The 15,585-nt window shown below is 40.5% G+C and carries 17 protein-coding genes; 2 read left to right on the top strand and 15 right to left on the bottom strand.

The window, feature by feature from the left end:
- Positions 1–335: 335 nt before the first annotated feature.
- The 5 genes from GJU41_RS17135 to GJU41_RS17115 form a co-directional block, all read right to left on the bottom strand.
- The gene (locus GJU41_RS17135) at positions 336–1,370 is read right to left on the bottom strand and encodes an NAD(P)H-dependent glycerol-3-phosphate dehydrogenase (RefSeq protein WP_070877547.1); all 1,035 of its coding nucleotides are present in this window, start codon (positions 1,368–1,370) and stop codon (positions 336–338) included.
- A 15-nt stretch (positions 1,371–1,385) separates the two neighbouring features.
- The gene (gene der, locus GJU41_RS17130; protein WP_070877548.1) at positions 1,386–2,696 is read right to left on the bottom strand and encodes a ribosome biogenesis GTPase Der; all 1,311 of its coding nucleotides are present in this window, start codon (positions 2,694–2,696) and stop codon (positions 1,386–1,388) included.
- Positions 2,697–2,859: 163 nt separating this feature from the next.
- On the bottom strand, positions 2,860–3,051 hold the full coding sequence (locus tag GJU41_RS17125) for a capping complex subunit for YIEGIA (protein WP_070877549.1): 192 nt from the start codon (positions 3,049–3,051) through the stop codon (positions 2,860–2,862).
- On the bottom strand, positions 3,048–3,944 hold the full coding sequence (locus GJU41_RS17120) for a YIEGIA family protein (RefSeq protein WP_070877550.1): 897 nt from the start codon (positions 3,942–3,944) through the stop codon (positions 3,048–3,050). Before GJU41_RS17120 ends, GJU41_RS17125 begins: the two co-directional genes overlap by 4 nt.
- 1 nt (position 3,945) lies before the next feature.
- Positions 3,946–4,539, bottom strand: a complete 594-nt coding sequence (locus tag GJU41_RS17115) for a YphA family membrane protein (RefSeq protein WP_070877551.1) — start codon at positions 4,537–4,539, stop codon at positions 3,946–3,948.
- A gap of 234 nt (positions 4,540–4,773) precedes the next feature.
- Between GJU41_RS17115 and GJU41_RS17110 the strand changes: the two genes are divergently transcribed.
- A complete protein-coding gene (locus GJU41_RS17110) occupies positions 4,774–4,905 on the top strand; it encodes a YpzI family protein (protein WP_070877552.1) in 132 nt (43 codons plus the stop codon).
- A gap of 224 nt (positions 4,906–5,129) precedes the next feature.
- On the opposite strand, the gene fni is transcribed toward GJU41_RS17110, so the two are convergent.
- The 9 genes from fni to prsW form a co-directional block, all read right to left on the bottom strand.
- Positions 5,130–6,197, bottom strand: a complete 1,068-nt coding sequence (fni, locus tag GJU41_RS17105) for a type 2 isopentenyl-diphosphate Delta-isomerase (RefSeq protein ID WP_154319150.1) — start codon at positions 6,195–6,197, stop codon at positions 5,130–5,132.
- A gap of 6 nt (positions 6,198–6,203) precedes the next feature.
- Entirely contained in the window at positions 6,204–7,349 is a 1,146-nt protein-coding gene (rpsA, locus tag GJU41_RS17100; protein WP_070877554.1) for a 30S ribosomal protein S1, read from the bottom strand.
- A 130-nt stretch (positions 7,350–7,479) separates the two neighbouring features.
- On the bottom strand, positions 7,480–8,064 hold the full coding sequence (locus GJU41_RS17095; RefSeq protein ID WP_070877637.1) for a lysophospholipid acyltransferase family protein: 585 nt from the start codon (positions 8,062–8,064) through the stop codon (positions 7,480–7,482).
- Positions 8,065–8,069: 5 nt separating this feature from the next.
- Positions 8,070–8,741, bottom strand: a complete 672-nt coding sequence (gene cmk / locus GJU41_RS17090; protein WP_070877555.1) for a (d)CMP kinase — start codon at positions 8,739–8,741, stop codon at positions 8,070–8,072.
- A 79-nt stretch (positions 8,742–8,820) separates the two neighbouring features.
- Positions 8,821–9,015 carry a YpfB family protein gene (locus GJU41_RS17085; protein ID WP_070877556.1) on the bottom strand — a complete coding sequence of 65 codons (195 nt, stop codon included), beginning with the start codon at positions 9,013–9,015 and terminating at the stop codon, positions 8,821–8,823.
- A gap of 52 nt (positions 9,016–9,067) precedes the next feature.
- A complete protein-coding gene (locus GJU41_RS17080; protein WP_070877557.1) occupies positions 9,068–9,724 on the bottom strand; it encodes a flagellar brake protein in 657 nt (218 codons plus the stop codon).
- Positions 9,725–9,997: 273 nt separating this feature from the next.
- Positions 9,998–11,341, bottom strand: coding sequence for a germination protein YpeB (gene ypeB, locus GJU41_RS17075; protein WP_070877558.1), 1,344 nt, complete (start codon positions 11,339–11,341; stop codon positions 9,998–10,000).
- Positions 11,342–11,353: 12 nt separating this feature from the next.
- On the bottom strand, positions 11,354–12,250 hold the full coding sequence (gene sleB / locus GJU41_RS17070) for a spore cortex-lytic enzyme (protein WP_224771140.1): 897 nt from the start codon (positions 12,248–12,250) through the stop codon (positions 11,354–11,356).
- A 194-nt stretch (positions 12,251–12,444) separates the two neighbouring features.
- Positions 12,445–13,098, bottom strand: coding sequence for a glutamic-type intramembrane protease PrsW (prsW, locus tag GJU41_RS17065; protein WP_070877560.1), 654 nt, complete (start codon positions 13,096–13,098; stop codon positions 12,445–12,447).
- Between the two features lie 119 nt (positions 13,099–13,217).
- On the opposite strand from prsW, the gene GJU41_RS17060 reads away from it, so the two are divergent.
- Positions 13,218–14,186 (top strand): asparaginase, encoded by a 969-nt coding sequence (locus GJU41_RS17060; protein ID WP_083328272.1) that lies wholly within the window; start codon positions 13,218–13,220, stop codon positions 14,184–14,186.
- 233 nt (positions 14,187–14,419) lie between these two features.
- On the opposite strand, the gene GJU41_RS17055 is transcribed toward GJU41_RS17060, so the two are convergent.
- Entirely contained in the window at positions 14,420–15,388 is a 969-nt protein-coding gene (locus GJU41_RS17055; RefSeq protein WP_154319149.1) for a YpdA family putative bacillithiol disulfide reductase, read from the bottom strand.
- Between the last annotated feature and the right edge of the window lie 197 nt (positions 15,389–15,585).

Below are 15,585 nucleotides of genomic sequence, written 5' to 3'. Positions count from 1 at the left end.
TGTCCCTTTTCATGACAAAAAAAACCGAAGTAAAGAGGGGGCAGCTTTACTTCAGCCATTTTTTGCTTCAGACTAATCGGATCCCATTGATTAGAGCAACTCATAATTTACTACGATGCATTTTATGCGAATTTCAGAGCATTTGCATCCTCTAATGCCTATTTTCATGGATTAAGTAAGCCATTTTTATAAGCAGGGAGGAAACGTAAGTATGTGATTCAATGCTATAGTGGATTTACGCATTTGCACCTAGTGGTCCGTTTCATGAGTAAGATTGTTATTCTTTCACAAACTCAAGCTATACTATGCACGTTCCGCCCCTTATGCCACATGAGTCAGCTGCGATTTTCACTAATATTCACAAGATCTTCCATTTCATGTGTTTTCACTCTGGCCATCAGCGAATCAACGGCATCTTTTACTTCTTTATCGTTGAATAGTACATCATACAGAGCTTCTGTAATCGGCATTTTCACATCATATTTTTGGGCAAGCTGATAGGCTGCCTTAGTCGTTCTGACGCCTTCTACTACCATTCCCATGTTTTCAAGCACATCCTCAAGCTTTTGGCCTTTACCAAGCAAATTGCCGGCCCGCCAGTTTCTCGAGTGTACACTTGTACACGTAACAATTAAGTCTCCAATACCTGTGAGTCCTGAAAACGTTAATGGATTTCCGCCCATTATACTGCCAAGGCGCGCTATTTCAGCAAGTCCTCTCGTAATAAGAGCAGCTTTGGCATTATCTCCATACCCAAGACCGTCCGTGATTCCTGCTGCAAGTGCAATAATATTCTTCAGAGCTCCGCCAATCTCAACTCCGATGACATCAGGGTTTGTATACACTCTGAAATGCTGATTCATAAATAAGTCCTGAATATGCTCTGCTGCTTCAAGGTTATCGGAAGATGATGTTACCGTTGTCGGCTGTCTTAAGCTTACTTCTTCAGCATGACTTGGGCCTGATAGAACCACTACATCCTGAAGCAGGTTTTCAGGCACTTCCTCTTTAATGATTTCAGATATGCGCAGAAGAGAATCAGGCTCGATTCCTTTACTGACATGCACAATGATCAATTTATGGTCAATTACTTTTATAACGTCCTGCAGAACTTCTCTAATTGCTTTTGTCGGAACAGCCAAAACCGCGATATTCACTGAATTCAGAGCTTCTGCTAAATCTGTATAGCCTTTAATGGCATCTGAAAGCTCGACTTCTGGCAAATACTTTTGATTCCGGTGTGTTTCATTTATTTGCTGAATGAGCTCTTTGCGATGTCCCCAAAGTCTAACTTCATGATGATTATCTGCAAGTACAATACTAAGCGCTGTCCCCCAGCTTCCTGCACCAAGAACGGCAATTCGTTCCATCCCTATTCACCCCTATTATTTTCTTGCTCTTGCGAAAATTTTAATTGGTGTGCCTTCAAAACCAAATGCATCCCGGATTCTGTTTTGCAGGAATCGCTCATATGAAAAATGCATTAATTCTGGTTCGTTCACGAAAATAGCAAATGCCGGCGGCTTAACAGCAACCTGTGTAGCATAATAAATTTTCAATCTCTTCCCTTTATCAGTAGGTGTAGGATTCATCGCTACAGCATCCATAATGACATCATTCAGTACGCTTGTTTCAACACGCAGAGAGTGATTTTCACTGGCCAGAATGATTTTTGGCAGCAGTGTATGGATACGGCGGGTCGTTTTTGCTGACAAGAAAACGATTGGAGCGTAATCCAGGAATAAGAAATGCTCTCTAATGTTTGTTTCAAAATCTTTCATTGTTTTTTCATCTTTATCAACTGCATCCCATTTATTCACGACAATCACGACTGCACGTCCAGCTTCATGTGCGTAGCCTGCAATTTTTTTATCCTGCTCAATAATGCCTTCTTCCCCGTCAATCACAACGAGCACGACATCTGAACGGTCAATGGCTTTTAAGGCGCGGAGAACACTGTATTTTTCAGTAGACTCGTATACCTTCCCTTTTTTCCTCATGCCGGCGGTATCAATAATAACGAAATCCTGGCCTTCATATCGGTAGCTCGTATCAACCGCATCTCTTGTAGTGCCTGCGATGTTGCTGACGATTACCCGGTCTTCTCCAAGAAGAGCATTCACCAGGGAAGATTTCCCAACATTTGGACGTCCGATTAAACTGAATTTGATTGTTTCTTCATCATACTCTTCTGTCACAATATTTTTAAAATGCTCAGCTACTGCATCAAGCAAATCTCCAAGACCCAGTCCATGAGAACCGGAAATCGGGAAAGGCTCTCCAAATCCAAGCGCATAGAAATCATAAATGCTTGCTCTCATTTCAGGATTGTCCACTTTGTTTACAGCAAGCACAACAGGCTTTTTGCTGCGGTAGAGAATCTTTGCCACTTCTTCATCAGCAGAAGTCACACCTTCGCGTCCGTTTGTCAGAAAAATAATAACATCCGCTTCATCGATCGCAATTTCAGCCTGCTGTCGAATCTGCGCTAAGAACGGCTCATCTCCAATATCAATTCCGCCTGTATCAATTAAATTAAATTGGTAGTTCAGCCATTCTCCCGAACTGTATATTCTGTCTCTTGTTACTCCTGGAGTATCTTCGACGATTGACACACGCTCGCCAACGATTCGATTAAATATCGTCGATTTCCCAACATTCGGGCGGCCGACGATTGCAATTACCGGTTTAGCCATAGCAATCTTTCCTTTCAGCTTGCAGTTTATGTATTTTAATGCGGGCAACATATAAGTTCATATCTTACATTATAAGCTTTCCCTTTTCATGAAAGAAACCCTTCTCTATTTTCGGGAAGGGCTTAACTTTTATATATTAGCAGAGTTTAGCATGTTGTACAACTCAATGCTTTACAATAATGTACAGATCTTCGCCGATTCCGTGTGCGATTCCATCTAAAATGGCTTCTAGATTTTTTGCGTAAAAATCCATTTCTTCTTTTGTTTTGACTACAAAGACGGCAGTCCCTCCTGTTACTTTTTCAGGGCTTGTCGTTACCGCTGCCAGAATATATTTTTCAAGTGATGTACTCAATGTTTAGACCTGCCTTCATTATTCGCTTTAGACTCACTTGGCATTCTTATTGCATTTTCAAGTGTCGGAACTTCCCCTATTACGGTTTTGGCAAGCTCAATGTCTCCTCCTTGAGGGAGGACGAATACTCCTACTCTCCCATCATCTAAATCACGCTTAGCAAGCGGTACTAAGGATGGTTCACCTGAATCCCTGTGAACTCCAAGCGCAGTTGAGACATCGTGCAGGATCGCCTGTCTTTGTCCTAAATTGGCAATTGTCGTTCTTGCATTGTAATTTTTCGGAGTCAAAATAAAGCCCATGCCATATTTTAATACAGCTTCCTGTTTGGCAGGTATCCCAATATTCATAATATAAATGTTATCTATATATAATCCTGCACCTTCAAAATGAGGTTCTTTATATTCAATATGTACGATATCCTTCAATTTGCTTCCTGCCATTAATTTTTTTGATACAATCAGACAAATGACTCCTGCAGCAGCTGCTGCCCAGATGTTTACAACTAAATATGCTAACGTCGTCACTAAAGATGTGAAAATGACTAGATAATTTCTGCTTTCAAAGGCAACGGCAATTCCTTCAATATATGTGCTCCCTCTTGAAACAAGCTCATATCGATCCAGCTCAGTTAACGTATTCCTCTCCATATTTCTCACTTCTCTGAATTGCGAAGCAGCAAGCGTCAGAAAAGTAATCGCAGTAAATTCTTCCTCCATAATAGCTGGTATGGCAATCGTTCCAAGCCCTGCAGCAATAAATCCCAATGCAACATGAATGATTTTTCCATGCAGGTACGTGGGGTACTGCCTGTAATCTGTACGCAGCATATAAAGTCTTGAAGTCACACCAAAAGCAACGCCGAATAATATCGGAAGAGTATATTCATTCATATTAAGCCTGCTTCCCCCTTGCTGATTTTTGAACCTGCTGATTTAATGACGCCGTCACTTGTTCTATATAAGTCCATGTACATAAGATAAAAAAGCCAATTGCAGCCATATTTAAATAATCAGCTGTTCCAATTGTTAATCCGTCATGAAATTTTCCAAGGATAACCCAAAACACTAATTCTCCCTGGCTCATGGAAAGGATCAGAAGCCCTAAACGCTCGCGCATACTTTTCCCCAGATAAAGAGCTAATATACTGATAACCCCAATAATGACAAAAAAGCGGTCGACCATAAACCATACAGGATCAAAGATTTCAAATAAATGAATACCTGCATATGCACTAGTTAACGTCATCACTGAAAAAAAGTGATAAACCTTCCGCATGCTGCCTGCGGCCAAATAATAACCAACACAAAGTGCCATAATAAAGGAAACTCTAATGGAAAAAGAAGAAACCTCCACAAATAGTTCTCCAAATGCTATGAATGCTAAAATAACCACTGATATCAATGTTCGCCTGATGGATTTTTGAAGAAAAAAAGCTGCAACAATCCAAGCTCCCCACAAAATCCAATAGTAAAAGACATTTTCCACGGTCCTCACTCCTATTGTTCCTATTATGGGAGGATTTTTTGATCTTTAATCCACATCTAGGGTGAAAATTGCCGTTTATGTATAGATAGCTGATTAAATGAGCTTTCTCGAATGAATTACTGGTATTGCACTTGCAGCGTTTCTTAAAAATTCAAATGATCAAATCCTCATAAAATGGAATTCATGTGTAACGGATGCTTGAGTCATACTAAGGAATAAAAGGAGGGATATGAAATGGGACGTGACCGTCAAGAAAAAAAGCTGAAAGCAAGTAAACGGGTCGAATCTGACCGAGATCAATCATTGCATTACAAAGGAGCCACTTCTTTAGAAAGCCCAGAGGAATCAAGAGCCCGAAATAAATAGGATTCCATTTCCCGCAGGAACAAAAGCGCATGCTCCTTTGTTAGATCCAACTGGCGGATTCGTTCTGACCGAGGATCTAGGCGCTTACGCTTGCCGTAGATAACTTTATTTCATTATCTAGAATCTATTACCTTTTATAAGTTCCTAAACAGCAAAAAAGCCGCCAAATGCATGGCGCCTTTTCACTAAAACAAAATCCGCACCCTGTAACAGGATGCGGATTTTTATTTTTCGATGATTCGATTGCTGAACACTTTTGTGTCAATGTTTCGTTCAGTTAAAATATGATGAGTCATACCGGATAAAATGACGGGTGCCTGCTGAAGCTGGTTTATGCTTTCTGCCCCAACGGCTGTCATAATCATTCTTAAATCATCCTGAACGTTTTTAATTTCAGAAACAAGTGCTTCATAGCCGTCTTCAATCAATATTTTCAAAAAGAAACCGGCCATTCCTGCGCTTGATGCACCGAGAGAAATAGCTTTCGCTATATCCATCGCGTTTTGAATGCCTCCGGAGCCGAGAATGGAGATGCCTTTAACCGACGAACTTAGCTCCGCTATTGAAACGGCTGTTGGAATTCCCCAATCATTGAAATAAGATAACAGTCTGTTTCTTCTTTCGTTTTCAATTTTTGCAAAGTTCGTTCCGCCAAAGCCTCCAACATCTATGGCTGCAGCGCCGGCATCTCTCAGCTGTTCGGCCGCTTCACGATTCATGCCGAATCCTACTTCTTTCACGATAACCGGAACCTCTGCTGCATTTGCTATTGCCGAAATTCTTTTTAATGCACCGCTGAAATCTCTGTCGCCCTCTGGCATAACCAATTCCTGAACAACATTCAAATGAATTTGAATGGCGTTTGCTTCAATCATATCAATAGCCGTTTTTGCCTGATCAGGCGTTGCTTCGCTTCCAAGGTTTGCAAAAAGCAGTCCTTTTTGATTAACCTTGCGCACCACTTCATAGGAAGGTCTTTCTGAAGCATCGCGAATAGCAGACATTTGGGAGCCGACAGCGAGCGGAATTCCGCACTCAGCTGCTGCGGAGGAGAGCGCTTCATTAATTTTGACTGTTTCTATTCCGCCTCCGCCTGTCATTGCATTGATAAAAATTGGCGAACTTAGAACAAGTTCGCCAATTTCAGTGTGCAGATCAATGTGATGAACAGCCGTATCAGGCAAGCTCTGGTGCAGAAACATGACATCATCAAATCCATTTTCTCTTAGCTGTCCTGTTTTTAAAGCGTGTTGTATATGGTCGATCTTGCGCTTAGCTCTGCTCACATTCATCACCGTTTATTTTAGTTTATTTAATTGATCGCCAATCATTTCGCCTAATTGAAAACCTGAAGACTCTTCTTTAGCCTGATAATTGCGGTAATCCTCTTCATCAGCTTTAGATGGGCCTTCTAATTCACGAATGCTAAGGGAAATGCGCTGTTCGTTTTCATTAACGTCGAGTACCTTCACTTTAACTTCTTCATTCTCTGAAAGCACTTCATGCGGTGTGCCGATATGCTTATTCGAGATTTGAGAAATATGAACAAGACCTTCTACCCCAGGAAGAATTTCTACGAATGCACCGAAAGTAACCAATCGTTTCACTGTACCATCCACAATATCGCCGGCTTTTACTTTACCTGCAATGTTCTCCCATGGTCCAGGAAGGGTTTCTTTAATAGATAATGAGATTCTTTCATTATCACGATCAATCGAAAGAACTTTCACCTGAACTTTTTGTCCTTCTTCAACTACTTCAGACGGTTTGTCAACATGGTTATGTGACAGCTGTGAAATGTGAACAAGCCCGTCAATGCCGCCGATATCAACAAATGCTCCGAAATCAGTCAGTCGCTGAACCGTTCCTTCAAGCACTTCGCCTGCTTTAATCATATCTAATCTCTGCTGTTTCTTTTCGCCATGCTCTTTTTCAACCACGGCACGATGAGATAAGATCACACGGTTCTTCTCACGGTCAATCTCTACAACCATAAGTGACAGTGTTTTTCCTTTATAGTCAGAAAAATCTTCAACAAAGTGAGATTCCACTAATGATGCAGGAATGAATCCTCTTACTCCAAGATCGACAACGAGGCCGCCCTTCACTACATCTTTGACTTCTGCTTCAAATACTTCTTTAGATTCGAATTTAGCCTGCAGCTGATCCCAGGCAAGATCTGCGTCAATTGCTCGTTTAGAAAGGATTAATGCTTCATCCTCGACTTTTGTCACTTTTAGCTGCAATTCTTCATTTTCACTTACAACATCAGAAGCTTTTTCAACGTGCAGACTGGATAATTCACTGATAGGAATAATACCAGTATGTTTCACGTTATCAATTTCAACAATTACCTGTTTGTCTTCAACTTTGGTAACGATCCCTTTTAGAATGTCACCAACTTCCGGTGTTTTTACTTCTACATCATTCATGTCTTCAACCATTCCAATTACCTCCTTGGTCACAACCCACGACTTTAGTTGGATATGTATGAAATCACTTTTTAGAATAAAGTGAAAATACTCTTTTTACTAACTTCTAATAAATGTTACATTTTGTCAAGTAGTAAGACTCTTAAGAGCGATGTTTTTCGAGAAGTTCTGCAATTTTCGACATAATCAGTTCAGTTGCTTCTTCAGCAGTAGCTTTTCTCTCTCTTAAAGGATCTAGATTGATAGGCTCGCCGAAGAAAACTTTTACTTTTCGAAAAGGCTTATACGTGCCGATAACCGCGCAGGGAACGACTAATGCATTAGATCTGAGAGCGAAAAAACCTGCTCCTGCAAGCCCCTTTCCCAGCTTCCCGTCTTTGCTTCTTGTGCCTTCAGGGAATAATCCCAATACGCCGCCTTCTTTCAGCACATTTAAACCATTTCTTAAAGCTTCACGGTCACTCATGCCTCTTTTAACAGGGAAAGATCCAACTTTTCTGACTATACCCCCTAATATAGGGACTCGAAACAATTCTTCTTTCGCCATAAAATGCACTTGTCTTGGAGCTGATATCCCGACTGTAGGCGGATCTAAATTATCAATATGATTCGAACACAAAAGAACCGCGCCTTCTTTAGGAAAATATTCTTTCCCTTTTACTTCGACCCGGTAAAGAGGAAAGAACACTGAAGCTACAACACCTTTGGCAAATTGATAAAAGTTCATTTTCATCAAAGCCTCTCTTTGACAATTTTTTTAATTTCTTCCACAACACCAGAAATTGACAGTGACGTTGTATCAATTTCAACTGCGTCATCTGCTTTTTTAAGAGGAGCAATGACCCTTTCAGAATCCAGTTTGTCCCTTCTTGCAATGTCAAGCTTCAGCTGCTCTAAATCGGATTCAAATCCTTTTGAAAGATTTTCATCATGACGTCTTTTCGCACGTTCGAGCACAGATGCTCTCAAAAAGATCTTCACTTCTGCATCCGGCAGAACATGGGTGCCGATATCTCTTCCGTCCATAACCACTCTGCCGCCGCTTGCCATTTCTTTTTGTCTTTTGACCATTTCTTCTCTGACAGAAGCATGTTTTGCCACTATAGAAACAGAGTTTGTGACTTCATGAGTGCGGATCACTTCTGTGACATTTTCCCCATTCACATAAACAAGCTGCCCTTTTTCACTTGGAACTAGGTCTATTTTTGTATCAGACAGAATCTCTTTCAGGATTTCTTCGTTTTCTAAATCGGCTTTCTGCTGAATCGCTTTATAAGTAAGAGCTCTGTACATGGCACCCGTGTCGATATAAACATATGAATAGTCTTCTGCTAAAATTTTTGCAACTGTGCTTTTGCCTGCTGCTGCAGGTCCATCAATTGCAATCGATATATTTCGTTCCATAGTTCCTCCTTGATAGTTTCCTAGATACGTATACAGGAATCTTCATGCTGTTTTAATAAGAAATAAAAAGAATGCAGGTCTATTTATCCTGCATAGTTGATTGTTTAAAGGTTTCAAGCCATTCACTGATTGTCAGCTTATTTACACCTTCATATTGTACCACACGCGAGATGTGGGGCTGAAGATTTGCATTCGTCAGCGCAGCCTGTGCACAAAATAAAAGAATCAGTTGAATGATCACAATCTTGATCACAATTCGTTCAAACCGCATCATACTTGTATCCATCTCCACTTTTTATAACTAGTATGATGCAATTGGAATTTTCTTATTCGGCTAAAACTCCCTTTTTCTTCATAAGCAGCTGCTGGTCAAAGCAAAATTGCAGCACTTTCTTGCGGTCTGGTTCTGATAAGTCAAGAAATTGAAGCGTGGCCATGTCTTTCTTTCCGCTTTTTATGATTCTTATCATTTTCGCTTTGATTTTTGCATATTCAGTTGTTCCTTTTTGAAAAGGCAAAGAGAGCCATGCATACACCTCTTCATTTTGATTAACAGTGACATGTGACGGAAGGCTGACTGCAGCACCGCCGGCACTTAAATCTATCGTTGTCGTCACAAAAGGTTCAAACATGCCATTTACTGAATGAAGAGCAACATCAATTGCTGTCTCAATCCTGACGTACTCTCTTCTTTGAATTCTCGTCATGTCATGCGCTGCCGGCAGTTTGAAAGCAAGCATCGGTATATTATCTTTGAATCTGCCCAGGACTTCTGTATCAAAATAATAAGGATTTTGATCATTTCCAACGAAGGTGGCAGATAAATGTGTTCCGTTCAGCAAAAAAGATGGTTTTCCTGTCTTTTCATTAACTGGATAATCGGTATATAATACCTGATCCTTAAGATCGACTACTCTGCATTTTAATTTTACAGACTGATCATCTTTTATTTCAAAAATTAAACGATCCCCAATATTCAGCACATGATCACATACTCCCTATTTCACTCTACTCTAATATTAAATCATGGAATATAAGAAAAGCGCAAGCGCCCGTTAAGCTCCGACAGACAGATAAGGATCCGCCAGTAAAGGCGCTTTTTGCCTTTACTGGCGGATCCGTTCTGGCCGAGGAGTTGGGCGTTGGAGCTAGACACCAATGCTCAATATTTTATACTTTCCAATATCTAAAAAAAAGGAAAAGTCTATTTCATCTTTTCCTTTTTTTATATAGGATCTTTTGTCATTTTTTCTTTTCTAAATTTCCTGATAGATCGGCTCAGAGTTATCCAGCTTTTCAACTTTTTCTTCCGTTCCATCATTGGCATTTACAAAGATTCTGTAAGTATCATTTTCCATTGTTCCTAAAAACTCATAAGTAAGAACTTCTTCACCTAGTTCATTTGTAATGATAGCCAGTCTGTCTTCTTGGATCATCAGATTAGGATTAACAAAACTTCTTGCTTCTTCTGCACTGATTTTCGCCTGCGGAATTTCGCGTTTACGGTGTGATGCAAGATAGTCTCTTGCGGAAAAGCCAATTATTTTTCCATCATCAAGAGCCACTTTCATTCTGATTGCATCAGGATAAAGCCTTACATTTTTATAGACGGACACAAAGGAGAAAATGCCTATGTTTTCAAATTGAGCACTTTCATATAAAATCAAATCCTCAAACCCCTGATCTTTTAAAAATTTCGCAGCATTATTAGAAGCATCATTTAAACTGATCTTAGGATCTTTTACTTCTCTGTTCTGAAGCAGCCAAATCGGATAACCGCCTTTTTTTGTAATATCGAGATAGACTTCAGATTTCTTTTTCGGGTCGTTGACTGATACACTGTAAAACTCAAGCGGTGAACCTTTTCCATTAGGTGTTACTTTCATTTCGCCGGTTGAACCCGGAACAAACTTTTCAACTATCTTTGGAACTTCTTTTTCTGTAATGACTTTGCCTTTTAAATGGTCAAAACCTTCTTCCTCTTTTTTAACAGACGTTAAGGACGGATCAAAATCTGTTTCTGAATAGGCATTGACATTTTTCTCAACTGTTTTAAATCCATTAATAATGGTGTTATCATCTTTTTCATCACCAGAAGCCAGAGCAAGTTCAACATCCATCCATCTGAGATTGTTATCGATAACCAAATGCTGTACATTGCGCAGTTCTTTTTGAATATCCTCTGATTTTGTATAAAGCTGCTTTAGTGTGGCATATTCCTGATCTGATAATGGTTCTTTATCCAGGTCCCGTACAGCTGTACGGTAGCTGAAATCAGATATTGCTGCTAAAAACTCTTCTGTTTTGTTGAAAGGGAGCAGTGTCAGCGGCAGCTGTCCCACATCAGAATGAGCTTCTGATGTAATTCTCCATACTTCAACAAGGCCCGGTGACAGCGATTTTTTTGAATTCATTGCAAGAGTGGCACCGATTTTATCATGCAGCTGATCAACCTGATAGGTCAAATCATGGAATGCACGCTGGTAGTTATTTTCAGCATGAATCAGCACAGCATTTTTTTCTTGATGCTCTTTGTAGCCCCAATAAGCCGTTCCAACGACTCCAATTGTCAGAATCGCAATCAATATCCCTCTGATCATTACATTCACCTCTTAATTGCAGAATATGTGTTTCCCAATCTGTTTTATTTGAGGACGTCCCCAAATCCAGCCGCTTGTTGCAGTATTGGGATTAAAATAATAAGTCGCACTCTCTGTTGGATCCCAGCCATTTATTGCATCCATTACTGCTTTTTTAGCCGTTTCATTCGGAGTCAGCCAAATTTGCCCATCTGCTACAGCTGTAAAGGCTCTTGGCTCAAAAATAACACCTGATACTGTATTAGGGAATGTTGCACTGTCCACCCGGTTTAAAATAACGGCGGCTACGGCAACCTGCCCGATATACGGTTCTCCGCGCGCTTCGCCGTATACAGCATTTGCCATTAGCTGTATATCATTTTGCGAAAAACCCTCCGGCATATTTACAGCGGTTGTTTTTGCTTTAGGCTGAGTCTTTGCTTTAGGCTGTGCCTGCTGTTTTTGCTGAGCTTGCTGCTTTGGCTGCGCCTGCTGCTTCGGCTGTGTTTGTTTTGTCTGTCCTGAAGGGGCCTTGCCTCCCCCTTTTTTGCCGTGTGTTGCTTTTAATTTTGCCTTATACGCTTTTGAAGGCGAGCTCTGTCTGCTGAGCGGAACACCTCCGTAGTGTGTAAAATCTTTGCCTGAGTTAAGCTGTTTATGGACAAAATCGCGATAATATTTTGTAGTCTGTGCGAGTTTTTGTTTTGTTGACTCTCCAACCAGTCCATCTATTTCCTTTAATCCAAATTCATATTGAAAGTTGCGTACCGCCCAATAAGTGCTCCATCCATATACTCCATCGATCGAACCGTTATAATATCCGTTGTACTGCAATCTTGCCTGCAGTTCCACAACATCATCGCCAACAGCGCCTTTTTGAATCACTTGATTCGAAAACGCATGGGCTTCATTTTGATTTAAAATAGTCATTTGGAAAAAGAGGGCAATGATTACTGCACCTGCCGTCATCCAAATGAAACGATTTTTCTGCATGCTGCTGCCTCCTCATGATTAATGGTTTTCCTTACAACGTATTTTTTGTAGTAAATGGCATTTTATACAACCTGATTAAGAACTTCTGTCCATAAAAAAATAAGCAACCCTCTTAAAGGATTGCTTTTTGCTTATACAGGATGTTTAATCATTCTTGCTTTTTTTGCTTTGTGCAGAGCAAACCACCATAAGAAAAACATAAATGGGACCATATAAAACGGCCAAAGTTCATGTGCAACCAATATGTAATCATATAATCCGTGCAGCAGAACCGGAAGCATCAAAGACAGCAAAATCCATTTCTTTTTTTCAGAAATAAGGGAAAACTTTCCTTTCCCAAGATAATACCCCATAATGACACCGAACAGCGCATGACTTGACACGGGCAATAGCGCCCTGCCAATTGCGAACTCCAGTCCATTTCCAATCAAATACAGAATATTTTCCAGGGTGGCAAATCCAAGAGAAGATGCAACACCGTAAACAATACCGTCATAATGCTCATCAAAATGAACATGCGGATAAATAGTCACTATTAAGATAAACCATTTAAAAAACTCTTCCAGAAGCCCGCTTGATACAAATGCCAGCATCAGCCCAGAGTCAAAGACTTTTTCTTCTTCAAGAACATATTGAATAAACATGATTGGAAAAACGAGCAATGCCCCAAAAACAAATGACCTGAAAACCATGTAGAACGGCTCTGAATCATACTGGTCTTTTAAATAAAAATAGCTTAAAATGGCTAAACCAGGGGCTATGCCGGCAGATATAATGGCAATCATCCACAGGCCTTCTTTCTTCTAAAATCTTCTATTTATTAATGGTATCATGTTATCGTAGAATTGAAAATGAATGAATCAGATCAAACAGAGAAAAAGATTTCAAACATTCGGAGGAGCTTATGAAACATATATTTGTTATACACACAGGCGGTACAATCTCAATGAGTGAAGATGAAACAACAGGGGAAGTCAAACAGGGAGAATCGAATCCTCTGCTTCACAACTTACTGAAATTCAATGATATTATGATTACGGCAAAGGAATTATTTTACCTGCCTTCGCCTCATATCACCCCAAACGAAATGCTCCAATTAAAAGAAACGATTGAAAAGGCATGCAAGAAGGATAAAATTGATGGCATCGTTATTACTCACGGTACAGACACTCTTGAGGAAACGGCGTATTTTCTGGACTTAACTTTAAATGTCAGCATACCCGTTGTTATTACAGGTGCCATGAGATCAAGCAATGAGCTCGGTTCAGACGGATTATACAATCTAGTATCATCCATTCAAGTCGCCGCAAGCGAAGAAGCAGCAGAAATGGGTGTACTCGTTGTCATGAACGATGAGGTCCACTCGGCAAAAAATGCAACGAAAACACATACAAGCAATGTAGCGACCTTTCAGAGTCCGCAATACGGCCCAATCGGCATAGTCAATAAAAGAGGCGTTGCCTTTCATCATAAACCAGTCAATCGAACGTCACTCGCTGTTGCCTCTTTAACAAAGCAAGTCCTGCTTTTAAAAGCATATGCAGGCATGGATGAAACAATTTTGAAAGCCATAGAACAATTAAAACTCGACGGATTGGTCATTGAAGCACTGGGACAAGGCAACCTGCCGCCCAAATTGATGACTTCCTTAAAAAGATTAATGAGCTTAGGCGTTAAAATTGTGATCGTATCCAGATGCTTCAACGGCATTGTGCAGGACGTCTATGCCTATGAAGGCGGGGGAAAAACACTCAAAGACGCCGGCATTATTTTCAGCAACGGACTAAATGGCCAAAAAGCGAGACTAAAACTCATGATCGCCCTTGAAACCACACATAACGAAGAAGAATTACAGGAAATTTTTTCGTATTAAACCAGAAAAGCGGAACCGCATTGGGCAGCTCCGACAGACAGATATGGCTCCGACAGAAAAGGCGCTTTTTGCCTTTACTGGCGGAGACGTTCTGGCCGAGGAGCTAGGCGGTGGAGCTAGACAATGAGAAAAGCGGAACCGACTGTTCAGCTCCGACAGGCAGATAAGATCAGTTCATCAAATGACAAATAAAGTGAAAAAAAGACATCATCTTAAGCGATGATGTCTTTTTTTCACTTTATTTTCTTTGCAATATGATCAGCCAATAACCCGCCATGGAAGCGCCCATTTTCGATAAAAATCTCGTTTGCATTGTTTCCCGCTGCAATGACTCCCGCAATGTAAATTCCTTCTGCGTTTGTTTCCATTGTTTCTTCGGAAAAAGCAGGTCTCCCGGACGCTTCGTCAATTGCAACGCCCATTTTAGTGAGAAATGAATGGTCCGGATGATATCCTGTCATAGCGAATACAAAATCATTTTTTATTGTTTTTTCTTCTTTGCAGTCCACTTCATAAGTTACAGCCTCTTCTGTTATGCTCTTTAAAATAGAGTTGAATTCCATTTTAATTGTTCCGTTTCTAACAAGTGCTTCAAATTCAGGCAGGATCCATGGTTTTACACTTGGGGAATAGGTTCCGCCCCTGTAAATGACAGTAACACGCGCACCGGCATGAACAAGTTCAAGCGCTGCGTCCACACTTGAATTTTTCCCGCCTACCACAACTACATCTTTATCGAAATACGGATGTCCTTCTTTAAAATAGTGGAACACTTTTGGAAGATCTTCTCCTTCAATGTTCATATAGTTTGGATGATCGTAATAGCCGGTTGCTGCCACGATAAATTCAGTTCGGTAGTCCACTTTAGACGTTTTGACAATAAATCCTGTTCCTTCTCTCAATACTTCAGCAACTTTCTCAAAAGCATTGATTCTTAAACCAGTCCTCTTGACCACTTCTCTGTAATAAGCGAGCGCCTGAATACGGAATGGCTTCCTGTTTTCTGTAATGAAAGGTATTTCGCCAATTTCAAGTTTTTCACTTGAGCTGAAAAACGTCTGATGAGTCGGGTAGTTATAAATGGAATTTACGATGTTTCCTTTTTCTATAATAAGAGGATTAATCCCTTTTTCTTTTAATGCAATGCCTGCAGCTAATCCGCATGGACCGCCGCCGATAATAATGACTTGTTCCGTTTTCAAAGCGTTCACTCCTGAATAAAACTAAAATCGTCCTGTTTGTCTATTTAATAAAAGCTGTTTTCGCATAGATTGTTGTTTTTGATTATTAATGCTGTCCGTTCCTTTCCGCGGTCCGGCTGGGAGCCTCCTGATATGAACGAAACTGTCAAGGCTCCTCCCGCAGACCTTTTTTTGGACATCTTTAAGAAGAGAAGCGT

It is taken from the genome of Metabacillus idriensis (genome assembly GCF_009674765.1).
In the GTDB taxonomy this organism is placed as follows: Bacteria; Bacillota; Bacilli; order Bacillales; family Bacillaceae; genus Bacillus_P; species Bacillus_P idriensis.
Note: the sequence above shows the minus strand (reverse complement) of the source record. Positions and strands in the feature narration are given on the sequence as shown.